This window comes from Pseudomonas sp. S2_H01 (assembly GCF_054668305.1).
The window spans coordinates 3023039-3038233 of sequence record NZ_CP162756.1 but is presented as its reverse complement, the minus strand read 5'-3'; the positions used below and the strand labels follow the sequence as shown (position 1 = coordinate 3038233).

The following is a 15195-nucleotide window of genomic DNA, read 5'->3' as shown; positions in this document are numbered from 1 at the left end:
CCTTATGGGTGCTTCAGCGCAGCATGCCGCTGCCGTAGCCCTTCAGGTTGGCTTTCTTCATCAGGGATTCATACTGGTGCGAAACGAGGTGAGATTGCACTTGGGACATGAAGTCCATCACAACCACGACCACGATCAGCAACGAGGTCCCGCCAAGGTAGAACGGCACGTTTGCAGCAACCACCAGGAACTGGGGCAGCAAGCACACGGCCATCATATATAGAGCACCGAACATGGTCAGACGGGTCAGAACGCCATCAATATAGCGCGCCGACTGCTCACCAGGACGAATGCCCGGAATAAAGGCACCGGACTTCTTCAGGTTTTCCGCTACGTCTTTCGGATTGAACATCAACGCCGTATAGAAGAAGCAGAAGAAAATAATCCCTGCACTAAACAGCAGAATATTCAACGGCTGACCAGGAGCGATCGACTGTGAGATGTCCTGCAACCAGCCCATACCTTCAGACTGACCGAACCAGGCACCCAACGAAGCCGGAAACAGCAAGATGCTGCTTGCGAAAATGGCTGGAATAACACCCGCCATGTTCACTTTCAGCGGCAGGTGGCTGGTCTGCGCAGCGAAGACCTTACGGCCCTGCTGACGCTTGGCGTAGTGAACAGCGATACGACGCTGACCACGCTCAATGAACACCACGAAACCGATAATCGCTACTGCCAGCAAACCGATGGCGACCAAAGCGAAAATGTTGATATCACCCTGACGTGCAGACTCGAAAGACTGCCCGATCGCTCTCGGAAGACCGGCGACGATACCCGAAAAAATCAACATCGAGATACCGTTACCAACACCGCGCTCAGTGATCTGCTCGCCCAGCCACATCATGAACAGCGCACCAGCCACAAAGGTGGTGACCGCCACGAAGTGGAAGCCGATATCTGCAGAGAAAGCAACGCCCTGACCGGCCAAACCAATGGACATGCCAATAGCTTGAACCAGTGCCAGGACGACGGTGCCATAGCGGGTGTATTGGCTGATCTTACGACGACCAGCCTCACCTTCCTTCTTCAACTGCTCCAGCTGTGGGCTGACAGCGGTCATGAGCTGCATGATGATCGATGCCGAGATGTACGGCATGATCCCCAGTGCAAAAATGCTCATGCGCTCCAGCGCACCACCGGAAAACATGTTGAACAAGCTAAGAATGGTCCCCTCATTCTGTCGAAACAGGTCCGCCAGCCGGTCAGGGTTGATACCTGGAACTGGGATATGCGCACCGATCCGGTAGACGATAATCGCCAGGAACAGGAAACGCAGTCGAGCCCAGAGCTCGGACAACCCGCCGCTTTTGCTGAGCGCTGAGAGAGCACCTTGCTTAGCCATTTATTCCTCGAACTTGCCGCCAGCTGCTTCGATAGCCGCACGCGCACCTTTGGTGGCTGCGATACCTTTGAGGGTGACCGCGCGAGTAACCTCACCGGACAGCATGATTTTCACGCGCTGTACGTTTTGGTTGATCACGTTGGCATCCTTCAGGGACTGCACAGTTACGACGCCTTCAACTTTAGCCAGCTCGGAGGTGCGAACTTCTGCACGATCCATAGCTTTCAAAGAGACGAAGCCGAACTTAGGCAGACGACGGTGCAACGGCTGTTGGCCGCCTTCGAAGCCCGGAGCAATGGTGCCACCGGAGCGGGAGGTCTGACCTTTGTGGCCGCGGCCACCGGTCTTACCCAAACCGCTACCGATACCACGGCCCGGACGATGCTTCTCGCGACGGGAACCCGGCGCTGGACTCAGATCATTGAGTTTCATCGATTAACCCTCGACTCGCAGCATGTAGTAAGCCTTGTTGATCATTCCACGGTTTTCCGGGGTATCAACGACTTCTACAGTGTGACCGATGCGACGCAGACCCAGACCCTTAACGCACAGTTTGTGGTTAGGGATACGGCCGGTCATGCTTTTGATCAAAGTAACTTTTACGGTAGCCATGATCAGATGATCTCCTGCACGTTCAGGCCGCGTTTGGCAGCGATGGACTCAGGAGACTGCATGGCCTTCAAACCTTTGAACGTCGCGTGAACAACGTTGACTGGGTTGGTCGAACCGTAGCATTTGGCCAGAACGTTCTGGACACCAGCAACTTCCAGGACAGCACGCATTGCGCCGCCGGCGATGATGCCAGTACCGTCAGAAGCAGGCTGCATGTAAACCTTCGAAGCGCCGTGGGCGGACTTCATGGCGTACTGCAGAGTGGTGCCGTTCAGATCAACCTGGATCATGTTGCGGCGAGCAGCTTCCATTGCCTTCTGGATGGCAGCAGGCACTTCACGTGACTTGCCACGGCCGAAGCCAACACGGCCCTTACCATCACCAACCACGGTCAACGCGGTGAAAGTGAAGATACGGCCGCCTTTTACGGTTTTTGCTACGCGATTAACCTGAACCAGCTTCTCGATGTAGCCTTCGTCGCGTTTTTGGTCGTTATTTGCCATAACTTAGAACTCCAGCCCGCCTTCACGAGCAGCATCAGCCAGCGCCTTGACGCGACCGTGGTACTTGAAGCCAGAACGATCAAAAGCCACTTGCGATACGCCTGCGGCTTTCGCACGCTCAGCGATCAGCTGGCCAACTTTAGTGGCCGCGTCGATGTTGCCAGTGGCGCCATCACGCAGTTCTTTGTCCAAAGTCGAGGCGTTCGCCAGGACTTTGCTGCCGTCGGCCGAAATGACCTGGGCATAAATGTGCTGCGAAGAGCGGTACACGCAGAGACGCACGACTTCTAGTTCGTGCATTTTCAGGCGTGCTTTGCGAGCGCGACGCAGTCGGGTAACTTTTTTGACGGTCATTTGCTATGCCCTACTTCTTCTTGGCTTCTTTACGACGGACGACTTCGTCCGCGTAACGCACGCCTTTGCCTTTATATGGCTCTGGACGGCGGAAGTCGCGGATCTCAGCGGCCACTTGACCAACCAACTGCTTGTCGATACCACGGATGAAGATATCGGTTTGGTTGGGGGTCTCAGCGGTGATGCCTGCTGGCAATTCGTAGTCCACTGGGTGCGAGAAGCCAAGGGCCAGGTTCAGCACCGTGCCTTTTGCTTGCGCTTTGTAACCAACACCGACCAGCTGGAGCTTGCGCTCGAAGCCTTGGCTTACGCCTTGGACCATGTTGTTTACCAACGCACGAGTGGTACCGGCCATTGCGCGAGTTTGTTGATCGCCATTGCGAGCAGCGAAACGCAGCTCACCAGCTTCTTCAACAATTTCAACGGACGAGTGAATGTTCAGGTCGAGAGTACCCTTGGCACCCTTCACCGAAAGCTGCTGGCCGACGAGTTTGACTTCGACGCCTGCTGGCAACTTAACGGGGTTCTTAGCTACGCGTGACATGCTTATCCCCCCTTAGAACACAGTGCAAAGCACTTCGCCGCCGACACCGGCAGCGCGCGCAGCACGATCCGTCATCACACCTTTGTTGGTGGAGACGATAGACACACCGAGACCGCCACGAACTTTTGGCAGATCATCGACGGACTTGTACTGACGCAGGCCTGGACGGCTAACGCGCTTGACTTCTTCGATGACCGGACGGCCTTCGAAGTATTTCAGCTCGATAGACAGCAAGGGCTTTGTTTCACTGCTGATCTGATAACCCGCAATATAGCCTTCGTCTTTCAGGACTTTAGCTACAGCCACCTTCAAAGTGGAGGATGGCATGCTTACGACGGGCTTTTCAGCCATCTGGGCATTACGGATACGAGTTAGCATGTCCGCTAACGGGTCCTGCATACTCATGGGCTAGACGCTCCTAATACAAAATAATTAGCCTTGCGGCTACTGCTTGTCGCCAAAAAACTCGTCCACGTAAAAACACGGGCTCTGGCGAGCCGGCAATTCTAGACGCACCCCAGAAACGAATCAAGCCCCAAAAGGGGCTTGATTCGAATTCAGGTCCTACGCTGGTCGGTTTCCGGAGAGCCCGATCAGCGCAGAACGAGAAGTACGACTTACCAGCTGGCTTTAACCAGACCTGGAACGTCACCACGCATTGCAGCTTCACGCAGCTTGTTACGGCCGAGGCCGAACTTGCGGTAAACGCCGTGCGGACGACCAGTCAGGCGGCAACGGTTACGCATGCGCGAAGCGCTTGCGTCACGTGGTTGCTTCTGCAGCGCGACGGTAGCTTCCCAACGAGCTTCTGGACTTGCGTTCAGATCTACGATGATTGCTTTCAGTGCTGCACGCTTGGTGGCGTACTTGGCAACGGTGAGCTGACGCTTCAGCTCACGGTTCTTCATGCTCTTCTTGGCCATTTTCCTACTCCAATCAGTTGCGGAACGGGAATTTGAAAGCACGCAGCAGAGCGCGGCCTTCGTCATCGTTCTTGGCAGTGGTGGTCAGGGTAATGTCCAGACCGCGGAGAGCATCGATCTTGTCGTAGTCGATTTCCGGGAAAATGATCTGCTCTTTCACGCCCATGCTGTAGTTGCCACGACCATCGAAGGACTTGGCATTCAGGCCGCGGAAGTCGCGAACCCGAGGCAGGGAGATCGACAACAGACGATCCAGGAATTCGTACATACGATCGCGGCGCAGAGTCACTTTGACGCCGATCGGCCAACCTTCACGGACTTTAAAGCCAGCGATGGATTTCCGAGCGTAAGTCACAACGACTTTTTGACCGGTGATCTTTTCCAGGTCAGCAACAGCGTGCTCGATGACTTTCTTGTCGCCGATCGCTTCGCCCAGACCCATGTTCAGGGTGATCTTTGTTACGCGTGGAACTTCCATCACGTTCGCAAGCTTAAGTTCTTCCTTAAGCTTGGGTGCGATTTCCTTCCAGTAAATCTCTTTCAGTCGTGCCATGGTCTTCTACCTAGCAGTGTTCAAGCATCAACCGCTTTTTGGGTCGACTTGAAGACACGAATTTTTTTGCCGTCTTCAACTTTGAAACCAACGCGGTCAGCCTTGTTGGTTGCGCCGTTGAAAATGGCGACGTTGGAAGCGTGCAGTGGCGCTTCTTTCTCGACGATACCGCCCTGTACGCCCGACATCGGGTTAGGCTTGGTATGACGCTTCACCAGGTTGATCCCACCAACGACCAGACGGTCGTCAGCGAGAACCTTGAGCACCTTACCGCGCTTACCTTTGTCTTTGCCGGCGATCACGATGATCTCGTCGTCACGACGAATCTTTTGCATGTCGGATCTCCTTACAGCACTTCTGGGGCGAGCGAGACGATCTTCATGAACTTCTCAGTACGAAGCTCACGGGTCACTGGCCCAAAGATACGGGTGCCAATCGGCTCTTGCTTGTTGTTCAACAGAACAGCAGCGTTGCCATCGAAGCGGATGATGGAGCCGTCTGCACGACGAACACCGTGGCGAGTGCGGACTACAACAGCAGTCATCACTTGGCCTTTTTTCACCTTGCCGCGAGGAATTGCTTCCTTGACGGTTACTTTGATGATGTCACCGATACCAGCGTAACGACGATGAGAGCCACCAAGCACCTTGATGCACATAACGCGGCGAGCGCCGCTGTTATCGGCCACATCGAGCATGGATTGAGTCTGAATCATATAATTTCTCCGACCCCTAGCCCTTAGACTTCCACAGCGCGTTCGAGAACATCAACCAGCGCCCAAGATTTGGTCTTGGCCATCGGACGAGTTTCACGAATCGTGACCTTGTCGCCGATGTGGCATTGGTTGGTTTCGTCGTGCGCGTGCAGCTTAGTCGAACGCTTAACGTATTTACCGTAGATCGGGTGCTTAACGCGACGCTCGATCAGAACGGTGATGGTCTTGTCCATCTTGTCGCTGACAACACGGCCAGTCAGCGTACGGACGGTTTTTTCGGCTTCAGCCATGATTACTTACCTGCCTGCTGGTTGAGCACAGTCTTCACGCGAGCGATGTCACGCTTAACTTGCGAGAGCAGGTGAGACTGCCCCAACTGGCCAGTTGCCTTCTGCATACGCAGATTGAACTGGTCGCGCAGCAAGCCGAGCAGTTGCTCGTTCAGTTGCTGTGCTGATTTTTCACGAAGTTCATTCGCTTTCATCACATCACCGTCCGCTTAACAAAGGAGGTGGCGAGCGGCAGCTTTGCAGCAGCCAGGGCGAAAGCCTCACGCGCCAACTCTTCGGAAACACCCTCGATTTCATACAGGACTTTGCCTGGCTGAATCTGGGCAACCCAGTATTCGACGTTACCCTTACCTTTACCCATACGAACTTCGAGGGGCTTTTTGGAGATAGGCTTGTCCGGGAATACACGGATCCAGATCTTGCCACCACGTTTTACGTGACGGGTCAGAGCACGACGCGCTGACTCGATCTGACGAGCGGTGAGACGACCACGAGCAACAGACTTCAGCGCATACTCGCCGAAGCTGACTTTGCTACCGCGCAATGCCAGACCACGGTTGTGGCCGGTCATCTGCTTGCGGAACTTCGTACGCTTTGGTTGCAACATTTGGCGTACCCCTTACTTAGCAGCTTTTTTACGAGGCGCTGGTGCTTGTGGCTTCAGCTCTTCTTGGCGACCACCGATTACTTCGCCTTTGAAGATCCAAACCTTTACACCGATCACACCGTAGGTGGTGTGAGCTTCGTAGTTGGCATAGTCGATGTCGGCACGCAGGGTGTGCAGTGGCACACGACCTTCGCGATACCATTCAGTACGTGCGATTTCAGCACCGCCGAGACGACCGCTCACTTGGATTTTGATGCCTTTGGCACCAATGCGCATGGCGTTCTGTACTGCGCGCTTCATAGCGCGACGGAACATTACACGACGCTCCAGCTGCTGAGCTACGCTCTGCGCAACCAGCATACCGTCGAGCTCCGGCTTGCGGATCTCTTCGATATTGATGTGCACAGGCACACCCATTTGCTTGGTCAGGTCCTGACGCAGTTTCTCAACATCTTCACCTTTCTTGCCGATCACGATGCCGGGACGAGCGGTGTGGATGGTGATACGTGCAGTTTGAGCCGGACGATGGATATCGATACGGCTTACGGACGCGCTTTTTAGTTTGTCTTGGAGATACTCACGCACCTTCAGATCAGCGAACAAGTAGTCCGCATAAGTCCGACCGTCTGCGTACCAGACGGAGGTGTGCTCCTTGACGATTCCCAGGCGAATGCCAATGGGATGTACTTTCTGACCCATCTCTTCGACTCCGTTACTTGTCAGCAACCTTGACAGTGATATGGCAAGACCGCTTGACGATGCGATCAGCACGGCCTTTGGCACGTGGCATGATGCGCTTCAGCGAACGCCCTTCGTTGACGAAAACGGTGGAGACCTTCAGGTCATCAACGTCTGCGCCTTCGTTATGCTCGGCGTTGGCTACGGCCGACTCCAGCACTTTTTTCATGATCTCGGCGGCTTTCTTACTGCTGAAAGCCAACAGGTTGAGCGCTTCGCCCACCTTCTTCCCGCGGATCTGGTCGGCGACCAAGCGGGCTTTCTGGGCGGAGATTCGAGCGCCCGACAACTTAGCGGCTACTTCCATCGTTCCTTACCCCTTAACGCTTGGCTTTCTTGTCTGCCACGTGCCCACGATAAGTGCGGGTACCGGCAAACTCGCCCAGTTTGTGGCCGACCATGTCTTCGTTCACGAGAACAGGAACATGCTGACGACCGTTATGCACAGCAATGGTCAAACCGACCATTTGTGGCAGGATCATCGAACGACGCGACCAGGTCTTAACTGGTTTGCGATCGTTCTTTTCCGCCGCCACTTCGATCTTCTTCAGTAGGTGAAGATCAATAAAAGGACCTTTTTTCAGAGAACGTGGCACTGTCGTATCCCTCTATTTACTTGCGACGACGGACGATCATTTTGTCGGTACGCTTATTACCACGAGTCTTCGCGCCCTTAGTCGGGAAGCCCCACGGCGATACCGGATGACGACCACCAGAGGTACGACCTTCACCACCACCATGTGGGTGGTCAACCGGGTTCATGGCAACACCACGAACGGTTGGGCGAACGCCACGCCAGCGTTTGGCACCAGCTTTACCCAGCGAACGCAGGCTGTGCTCGGAGTTCGAAACTTCACCCAGAGTTGCACGGCATTCGGACAGGACTTTACGCATTTCACCGGAGCGAAGACGCAGAGTCACGTAGACACCTTCACGAGCGATCAGCTGAGCCGAAGCACCAGCGGAGCGAGCGATCTGAGCACCTTTACCAGGCTTGAGCTCGATACCGTGAACGGTAGAACCGACTGGGATGTTGCGCAGTTGCAGAGCGTTACCCGGCTTGATTGGAGCCAAAGCGCCTGCAATCAGCTGGTCGCCAGCACTCACACCCTTAGGTGCGATGATGTAACGACGCTCGCCGTCTGCGTACAGCAGCAGTGCGATGTGAGCAGTACGGTTTGGATCGTATTCGATACGCTCGACAGTGGCAGCGATGCCATCTTTGTCGTTGCGACGGAAATCGACCAGACGATAATGCTGCTTATGACCACCACCAACGTGACGAGTGGTAATACGGCCATTATTGTTACGACCACCAGACTTCGATTTTTTCTCGAGCAGCGGTGCGTGAGGAGCGCCTTTATGCAGCTCCTGGTTGACCACCTTGACCACAAAACGGCGGCCAGGGGAAGTCGGTTTGCATTTAACGATTGCCATGATGCACCCCTTCCTTACTCAGCACTGCTGCTGAAATCGAGATCTTGGCCTGGCTGAAGGGAGATAACTGCCTTCTTCCAGTCATTACGCTTGCCCAGGCCGCGAGCAGTACGCTTGGTCTTACCCAGAACATTCAGGGTAGTCACGCGCTCTACTTTCACGCTGAACAGGCTTTCGACGGCCTTCTTGATTTCCAGCTTGGTTGCGTCAGTAGCAACCTTGAAAACGAACTGACCTTTTTTGTCTGCCAGAACCGTAGCCTTCTCGGAAACGTGCGGGCCAAGCAGAACTTTAAATACGCGTTCCTGGTTCATCCCAGCAGCTCCTCGAATTTCTTCACGGCCGACACAGTGATCAACACTTTGTCGTATGCGATCAGACTAACTGGATCGGAACCTTGAACATCACGTACATCTACGTGCGGCAGGTTACGAGCAGCCAGGTACAGATTCTGGTCGACAGCGTCCGACACGATCAGAACGTCGGTCAGGCTCATGTCGTTCAGTTTGCCCAACAGGTCTTTGGTTTTCGGCGATTCAACGGCGAAATCCTGAACCACGACCAGACGATCAGTACGCACCAGTTCAGCAAGGATGGAGCGCAGTGCTGCGCGATACATCTTCTTGTTGAGCTTCTGAGAGTGATCCTGAGGCCGCGCTGCGAAGGTAGTACCACCGCCACGCCAGATTGGGCTACGGATAGTACCGGCACGAGCACGGCCAGTACCCTTCTGACGCCATGGGCGCTTGCCGCCACCGGAAACGTCGGAACGGGTCTTTTGCTGCTTGCTGCCCTGACGGCCGCCAGCCATGTAGGCAACGACTGCTTGGTGAACCAGCGTCTCGTTGAACTCGCCACCGAATGTCAGTTCGGAAACTTCGATCGCTTGAGCGTCATTTACATTTAATTGCATGTCAGCTTCCCCTTAACCGCGAGCCTTGGCTGCTGGACGTACAACCACATTGCCGCCAGTAGCGCCAGGAACAGCACCCTTGACCAACAACAGATTGCGTTCAGCGTCCACGCGCACCACTTCCAGGGACTGCACGGTCACGCGCTCAGCGCCCATATGACCGGACATTTTTTTGCCCTTGAATACACGACCAGGAGTCTGGCACTGGCCGATAGAGCCCGGGACGCGGTGGGAAACGGAGTTACCGTGAGTATTATCTTGACCACGGAAATTGTGGCGCTTGATAGTACCTGCGAAACCCTTACCCTTGGACTGACCAGTCACATCGACCAGTTGACCAGCGGCGAAGATTTCTGCATTGATCAGATCACCAGCCTGGTACTCGCCTTCTTCAAGACGGAACTCCAGAACAGTGCGACCAGCGGCAACGTTCGCTTTAGCGAAGTGACCTGCCTGAGCAGCAGTCACGCGCGAAGCACGACGCTCACCGACAGTGACTTGCACTGCACGATAGCCATCGCTTTCTTCGGTTTTGAACTGGGTGACGCGATTCGGCTCGATCTCAATGACCGTGACCGGAATGGAGACACCTTCTTCGGTGAAAATACGGGTCATACCGCATTTACGACCGACTACACCAATAGTCATGTTGTAAACCTCATGAGTGTACGGGGCTTTCACCCGCTATGGCCGCCCATTTCAGAGCGTTACACGACTAAGACCCAAGTCTTAGCCGAGGCTGATCTGCACTTCCACACCTGCCGCAAGATCAAGCTTCATAAGTGCATCAACGGTTTTATCCGTTGGCTGGACGATGTCCAGAACGCGCTTATGAGTACGGATCTCGTACTGGTCACGCGCGTCTTTGTTGACGTGCGGGGAGACCAGAACGGTGAACCGCTCTTTACGGGTAGGCAGTGGAATTGGACCACGCACTTGAGCACCAGTACGTTTCGCGGTTTCCACGATTTCCTGGGTGGATTGGTCGATCAGGCGATGGTCAAAGGCCTTCAACCTGATACGGATTTGCTGATTTTGCATTGGATTTCAGACTCCAGGCTACTTCCCACCGAGCGCAATACGCCCGTTAAAAGGAGGCGCAATTCTATAGACGAGCTAACAGAGTGTCAACCCAATAAAAAAGCCCCCGCAAGCGGGGGCTTTTTCTCAAATCAACGCTTAGGCGATGATTTTGGCTACGACGCCAGCGCCGACGGTACGACCGCCTTCACGGATAGCGAAACGCAGACCGTCTTCCATTGCGATTGGCTTGATCAGAGTGACGGAAACTTTAACGTTGTCACCTGGCATAACCATTTCGGTGCCTTCCGGCAGTTCGCAGCTACCAGTTACGTCGGTAGTACGGAAGTAGAACTGTGGACGGTAGCCTTTGAAGAACGGAGTGTGACGACCGCCTTCTTCCTTGCTCAGAACGTAGATTTCAGCTTCGAACTGAGTGTGAGGCTTAACGGTACCCGGCTTAACCAGAACCTGACCACGCTCAACGTCGTCACGCTTGGTGCCACGCAGCAGTACGCCACAGTTCTCGCCAGCACGACCTTCGTCCAGCAGCTTGCGGAACATCTCAACGCCAGTGCAAGTAGTCTTGGTGGTGTCACGCAGACCCACGATCTCGACTTCTTCCTGGATCTTGATGATGCCACGCTCAACACGGCCAGTTACAACAGTACCGCGACCCGAGATCGAGAATACGTCTTCGATTGGCATCAGGAATGGCTTGTCGATAGCACGAACTGGTTCTGGGATGTAGCTGTCCAGAGTCTCAACCAGCTTCTTAACGGCCGAGGTACCCATTTCGTTGTCGTCTTGGCCGTTCAGAGCCATCAGAGCCGAACCGATGATGATCGGAGTGTCGTCGCCTGGGAAATCGTAAGTGCTCAGCAGATCACGAACTTCCATTTCAACCAGTTCCAGCAGCTCAGCGTCGTCAACCATGTCAGCCTTATTCAGGAAGACAACGATGTACGGAACGCCAACCTGACGGGACAGCAGGATGTGCTCACGGGTTTGTGGCATCGGACCATCAGCGGCCGAGCAAACCAGGATAGCGCCGTCCATCTGAGCAGCACCGGTGATCATGTTTTTTACGTAGTCGGCGTGACCTGGGCAGTCAACGTGCGCGTAGTGGCGAACGGCCGAATCGTATTCAACGTGAGCGGTGTTGATGGTGATACCACGAGCTTTTTCTTCTGGCGCGCTGTCGATTTTGTCGAAGTCGACTTTAGCCGAACCGAAAACTTCGGAGCAGACGCGAGTCAGAGCAGCGGTCAGAGTGGTTTTACCGTGGTCAACGTGACCGATAGTGCCAACGTTGACGTGCGGTTTGTTACGTTCAAATTTTTCTTTAGCCACGACAAATAACTCCTAGCCTAAAGGCGCTGAATCAGCCTTGTTTTTTGGTTACAGTTTCGACGATGTGCGACGGCGCTGTATTGTATTTTTTGAATTCCATAGAGTAGCTTGCGCGACCTTGGGACATGGAGCGGACATCGGTCGCATAACCGAACATCTCACCCAGCGGAACCTCAGCGCGAATTACCTTGCCGGAAACCGTGTCTTCCATACCCAGGATCATGCCGCGACGACGGTTAAGGTCGCCCATCACGTCACCCATATAGTCTTCAGGCGTAACAACCTCTACCGCCATGATCGGCTCAAGCAACTCACCACCGCCCTTCTGGGCCAGTTGCTTGGTCGCCATGGAGGCAGCCACCTTAAACGCCATCTCGTTCGAGTCGACGTCGTGGTAAGAACCATCAAACACGGTAGCCTTCAGGCCGATCAGCGGATAGCCGGCAACTACGCCGTTCTTCATCTGCTCTTCGATACCCTTCTGGATAGCCGGGATGTATTCCTTAGGAACCACACCACCCACTACTTCGTTTACGAATTGCAGACCTTCCTGACCTTCGTCAGCAGGTGCAAAACGAATCCAGCAGTGGCCGAACTGACCACGACCACCGGACTGACGAACGAACTTGCCTTCGATTTCACAGTTTTTCGTGATGCGCTCACGATACGAAACCTGAGGCTTACCGATGTTGGCTTCGACGTTGAACTCACGGCGCATCCGGTCAACCAGGATGTCCAGGTGCAATTCGCCCATGCCAGAGATGATCGTTTGACCAGTCTCTTCATCAGTCTTGACGCGGAAAGAAGGGTCTTCCTGAGCGAGTTTGCCCAGTGCGATACCCATTTTTTCCTGGTCATCCTTGGTTTTTGGCTCAACCGCAACCGAAATAACCGGCTCCGGGAAGTCCATCCGCACGAGGATGATTGGCTTGTCGGCGCTGCACAAGGTTTCACCAGTGGTGACGTCCTTCATGCCGATCAAGGCCGCGATGTCACCAGCGCGAACTTCCTTGATCTCTTCACGGGCGTTAGCGTGCATTTGCACCATACGACCCACGCGCTCTTTCTTGCCCTTGACCGAGTTGATCACGCCGTCGCCGGATGCCAACACGCCCGAGTAAACGCGGACGAAGGTCAAAGTACCCACGAATGGGTCGGTTGCGATCTTGAACGCCAAAGCCGAGAACGGCTCTTCGTCGTCTGCATGACGCTCCATCTGGACTTCTTCGTCATCAGGATCGGAACCCTTGATGGCCGGGATGTCGGTCGGAGCAGGCAAGTAGTCGATAACGGCGTCGAGAACCAGGGGAACACCCTTGTTCTTGAACGAAGAACCACAAACAGCCAGAACGATCTCACCAGCGATAGTACGCTGACGCAGAGCGGCCTTGATTTCCTCGTTGGTGAGCTCTTCGCCTTCGAGGTACTTGTTCATCAGCTCTTCGCTGGCTTCGGCAGCAGCCTCAACCATATTGCTGCGCCACTCATCAGCCAGATCCTGCAGTTCTGCAGGAATTGGCTCACGGCGTGGAGCCATGCCTTTGTCAGCGTCGTTCCAGTAAACCGCTTCCATGGTCATCAGATCGATCTGACCCTGGAAGTTGTCTTCTGCACCGATAGCCAACTGGATAGGCACCGGAGTGTGGCCCAGACGCTGCTTGATCTGAGCGATCACACGCAGGAAGTTGGCGCCAGCACGGTCCATCTTGTTCACGTAAACGATACGCGGAACACCGTATTTGTTGGCTTGACGCCATACGGTTTCGGACTGCGGCTCTACACCGGAAGTACCACAGAACACGACGACCGCGCCGTCAAGCACACGAAGGGAACGTTCAACTTCGATGGTGAAGTCTACGTGGCCCGGGGTGTCAATGACGTTGAAACGGTACTGGTCCTTGTGCTGCTTCTGAGAGCCCTGCCAGAAGGCGGTAATAGCAGCAGAAGTAATGGTGATACCACGCTCCTGCTCCTGAACCATCCAGTCTGTGGTCGCGGCGCCGTCATGCACCTCGCCCATCTTGTGACTTTTGCCAGTGTAAAAAAGGACGCGCTCGGTGGTGGTGGTTTTACCAGCATCCACGTGAGCAACGATACCGATGTTACGGTAGCGGTTAATCGGAGTAGTACGAGCCATAAAGCCCTCGCAAAATTAGTGACGCTGAAATTAGAAGCGGTAGTGCGAGAAAGCCTTGTTGGCCTCAGCCATACGGTGCACGTCTTCACGCTTCTTGACCGCAGCACCTTTGCCTTCAGCGGCGTCCAGCAGTTCGCCAGCCAAACGCAGAGCCATAGACTTCTCACCGCGCTTGCGCGCGAAGTCTACCAGCCAACGCATTGCCAGAGCATTACGACGGGACGGACGAACTTCGACCGGAACCTGGTAAGTAGCACCGCCTACACGGCGCGACTTTACTTCGACCAGCGGAGCGATGGCGTCGAGAGCTTTCTCGAAGATTTCCAGGGGGTCGCTGTTCTTGCGTTCTTTAACCTTCTCCAGCGCGCCATAAACGATACGCTCGGCAACGGCTTTCTTGCCGCTTTCCATCACGTGGTTCATGAACTTCGCCAGGATCTGGCTTCCGTATTTTGGATCGTCAAGCACTTCGCGCTTGGCTGCTACGCGTCTTCTTGGCATGGATAAGCCCTCAAACGGTCTTCAGGTTCGCTCGGAATCGGTGCCCTTACGGGACGCCTCCGACCTTACTCTTATCGACTCAGAAAATAAGATGATTCAGTTTTACAAAAAGCCGCTACTACTTAGGCTTCTTGGTACCGTACTTCGAACGACCCTGGTTACGGCCTTTAACGCCGGAAGTGTCCAGGGAGCCGCGAACGGTGTGGTAACGAACACCTGGCAAGTCTTTTACACGGCCGCCACGGATCAGGACCACGCTGTGCTCTTGCAGGTTGTGGCCTTCACCGCCGATGTACGAGGAAACCTCGAAACCGTTGGTCAGACGCACACGGCATACTTTACGCAGTGCCGAGTTAGGTTTTTTCGGCGTAGTGGTGTACACGCGAGTGCACACGCCACGACGTTGCGGGCAGTTCTGCAGCGCAGGTACGTCGGATTTCTCGACGATACGCTTACGCGGCTGACGTACCAGCTGGTTGATAGTTGCCATCTACTAGCTCCACTGTTGTCTTGCGACGCTATTGTCTTACAAGAAAAGCAAAATGGCAGGACACACGTCCCGCCAAATTTAGGGGTACAAGAGTCTAAAGAGGATCCTGCCCCCAGTCAAGGCAAAGCCCCGACCTCAATGCCCACCCGCTCACAGCAAA

26 protein-coding genes are annotated in these 15195 nt (G+C 54.6%); all 26 read right to left on the bottom strand.

The window, feature by feature from the left end; all coding sequences use genetic code 11:
- Window positions 1–13: 13 nt before the first annotated feature.
- Window positions 14–1345: a preprotein translocase subunit SecY gene (gene secY / locus AB4N84_RS13585; protein ID WP_062384496.1), complete on the bottom strand. Its 1332-nt coding sequence runs from the start codon at window positions 1343–1345 to the stop codon at window positions 14–16.
- Window positions 1346–1777 carry a 50S ribosomal protein L15 gene (gene rplO, locus AB4N84_RS13580; protein ID WP_037017733.1) on the bottom strand — a complete coding sequence of 144 codons (432 nt, stop codon included), beginning with the start codon at window positions 1775–1777 and terminating at the stop codon, window positions 1346–1348.
- A 3-nt stretch (window positions 1778–1780) separates the two neighbouring features.
- The gene (gene rpmD, locus AB4N84_RS13575) at window positions 1781–1957 is read right to left on the bottom strand and encodes a 50S ribosomal protein L30 (RefSeq protein ID WP_028621547.1); all 177 of its coding nucleotides are present in this window, start codon (window positions 1955–1957) and stop codon (window positions 1781–1783) included.
- A 2-nt stretch (window positions 1958–1959) separates the two neighbouring features.
- Window positions 1960–2460, bottom strand: coding sequence for a 30S ribosomal protein S5 (gene rpsE, locus AB4N84_RS13570; RefSeq protein ID WP_074758966.1), 501 nt, complete (start codon window positions 2458–2460; stop codon window positions 1960–1962).
- Between the two features lie 3 nt (window positions 2461–2463).
- On the bottom strand, window positions 2464–2814 hold the full coding sequence (rplR, locus tag AB4N84_RS13565; protein WP_037017727.1) for a 50S ribosomal protein L18: 351 nt from the start codon (window positions 2812–2814) through the stop codon (window positions 2464–2466).
- Window positions 2815–2824: 10 nt separating this feature from the next.
- On the bottom strand, window positions 2825–3358 hold the full coding sequence (rplF, locus tag AB4N84_RS13560) for a 50S ribosomal protein L6 (RefSeq protein WP_074758964.1): 534 nt from the start codon (window positions 3356–3358) through the stop codon (window positions 2825–2827).
- A gap of 12 nt (window positions 3359–3370) precedes the next feature.
- Complete coding sequence (rpsH, locus tag AB4N84_RS13555) at window positions 3371–3763, bottom strand: 30S ribosomal protein S8 (protein WP_020290698.1); 393 nt, start codon at window positions 3761–3763, stop codon at window positions 3371–3373.
- Between the two features lie 212 nt (window positions 3764–3975).
- Window positions 3976–4281 carry a 30S ribosomal protein S14 gene (gene rpsN / locus AB4N84_RS13550; protein ID WP_003228726.1) on the bottom strand — a complete coding sequence of 102 codons (306 nt, stop codon included), beginning with the start codon at window positions 4279–4281 and terminating at the stop codon, window positions 3976–3978.
- Window positions 4282–4294: 13 nt separating this feature from the next.
- Window positions 4295–4834 (bottom strand): 50S ribosomal protein L5, encoded by a 540-nt coding sequence (gene rplE / locus AB4N84_RS13545; RefSeq protein WP_074758962.1) that lies wholly within the window; start codon window positions 4832–4834, stop codon window positions 4295–4297.
- Window positions 4835–4854: 20 nt separating this feature from the next.
- Window positions 4855–5169, bottom strand: coding sequence for a 50S ribosomal protein L24 (gene rplX / locus AB4N84_RS13540; protein ID WP_002555478.1), 315 nt, complete (start codon window positions 5167–5169; stop codon window positions 4855–4857).
- An 11-nt stretch (window positions 5170–5180) separates the two neighbouring features.
- On the bottom strand, window positions 5181–5549 hold the full coding sequence (rplN, locus tag AB4N84_RS13535; protein ID WP_002555479.1) for a 50S ribosomal protein L14: 369 nt from the start codon (window positions 5547–5549) through the stop codon (window positions 5181–5183).
- Window positions 5550–5572: 23 nt separating this feature from the next.
- A complete protein-coding gene (gene rpsQ / locus AB4N84_RS13530; RefSeq protein ID WP_003194644.1) occupies window positions 5573–5839 on the bottom strand; it encodes a 30S ribosomal protein S17 in 267 nt (88 codons plus the stop codon).
- Between the two features lie 2 nt (window positions 5840–5841).
- Entirely contained in the window at window positions 5842–6033 is a 192-nt protein-coding gene (rpmC, locus tag AB4N84_RS13525) for a 50S ribosomal protein L29 (protein ID WP_002555481.1), read from the bottom strand.
- On the bottom strand, window positions 6033–6446 hold the full coding sequence (gene rplP / locus AB4N84_RS13520; RefSeq protein ID WP_019409905.1) for a 50S ribosomal protein L16: 414 nt from the start codon (window positions 6444–6446) through the stop codon (window positions 6033–6035). Before rplP ends, rpmC begins: the two co-directional genes overlap by 1 nt.
- Before the next feature lie 12 nt (window positions 6447–6458).
- Complete coding sequence (gene rpsC, locus AB4N84_RS13515) at window positions 6459–7145, bottom strand: 30S ribosomal protein S3 (RefSeq protein ID WP_003176422.1); 687 nt, start codon at window positions 7143–7145, stop codon at window positions 6459–6461.
- A gap of 13 nt (window positions 7146–7158) precedes the next feature.
- Window positions 7159–7491 carry a 50S ribosomal protein L22 gene (rplV, locus tag AB4N84_RS13510; protein WP_003103908.1) on the bottom strand — a complete coding sequence of 111 codons (333 nt, stop codon included), beginning with the start codon at window positions 7489–7491 and terminating at the stop codon, window positions 7159–7161.
- A gap of 13 nt (window positions 7492–7504) precedes the next feature.
- Window positions 7505–7780, bottom strand: a complete 276-nt coding sequence (gene rpsS / locus AB4N84_RS13505; RefSeq protein ID WP_002555486.1) for a 30S ribosomal protein S19 — start codon at window positions 7778–7780, stop codon at window positions 7505–7507.
- A gap of 16 nt (window positions 7781–7796) precedes the next feature.
- Entirely contained in the window at window positions 7797–8621 is an 825-nt protein-coding gene (rplB, locus tag AB4N84_RS13500) for a 50S ribosomal protein L2 (protein ID WP_062384485.1), read from the bottom strand.
- A 14-nt stretch (window positions 8622–8635) separates the two neighbouring features.
- The gene (gene rplW / locus AB4N84_RS13495; protein WP_008374165.1) at window positions 8636–8935 is read right to left on the bottom strand and encodes a 50S ribosomal protein L23; all 300 of its coding nucleotides are present in this window, start codon (window positions 8933–8935) and stop codon (window positions 8636–8638) included.
- Window positions 8932–9534: a 50S ribosomal protein L4 gene (gene rplD, locus AB4N84_RS13490; RefSeq protein ID WP_037017717.1), complete on the bottom strand. Its 603-nt coding sequence runs from the start codon at window positions 9532–9534 to the stop codon at window positions 8932–8934. Before rplD ends, rplW begins: the two co-directional genes overlap by 4 nt.
- A gap of 12 nt (window positions 9535–9546) precedes the next feature.
- Window positions 9547–10182, bottom strand: a complete 636-nt coding sequence (gene rplC, locus AB4N84_RS13485; protein ID WP_074758960.1) for a 50S ribosomal protein L3 — start codon at window positions 10180–10182, stop codon at window positions 9547–9549.
- Window positions 10183–10263: 81 nt separating this feature from the next.
- Window positions 10264–10575 (bottom strand): 30S ribosomal protein S10, encoded by a 312-nt coding sequence (gene rpsJ, locus AB4N84_RS13480; RefSeq protein WP_003186070.1) that lies wholly within the window; start codon window positions 10573–10575, stop codon window positions 10264–10266.
- 138 nt (window positions 10576–10713) lie between these two features.
- On the bottom strand, window positions 10714–11907 hold the full coding sequence (gene tuf / locus AB4N84_RS13475; protein ID WP_074758958.1) for an elongation factor Tu: 1194 nt from the start codon (window positions 11905–11907) through the stop codon (window positions 10714–10716).
- Window positions 11908–11938: 31 nt separating this feature from the next.
- Window positions 11939–14044: an elongation factor G gene (gene fusA, locus AB4N84_RS13470; RefSeq protein WP_074758956.1), complete on the bottom strand. Its 2106-nt coding sequence runs from the start codon at window positions 14042–14044 to the stop codon at window positions 11939–11941.
- A gap of 30 nt (window positions 14045–14074) precedes the next feature.
- Window positions 14075–14545, bottom strand: a complete 471-nt coding sequence (gene rpsG / locus AB4N84_RS13465) for a 30S ribosomal protein S7 (RefSeq protein ID WP_002555493.1) — start codon at window positions 14543–14545, stop codon at window positions 14075–14077.
- Window positions 14546–14663: 118 nt separating this feature from the next.
- Window positions 14664–15035 carry a 30S ribosomal protein S12 gene (gene rpsL / locus AB4N84_RS13460; RefSeq protein ID WP_002555494.1) on the bottom strand — a complete coding sequence of 124 codons (372 nt, stop codon included), beginning with the start codon at window positions 15033–15035 and terminating at the stop codon, window positions 14664–14666.
- Window positions 15036–15195 lie beyond the last annotated feature (160 nt).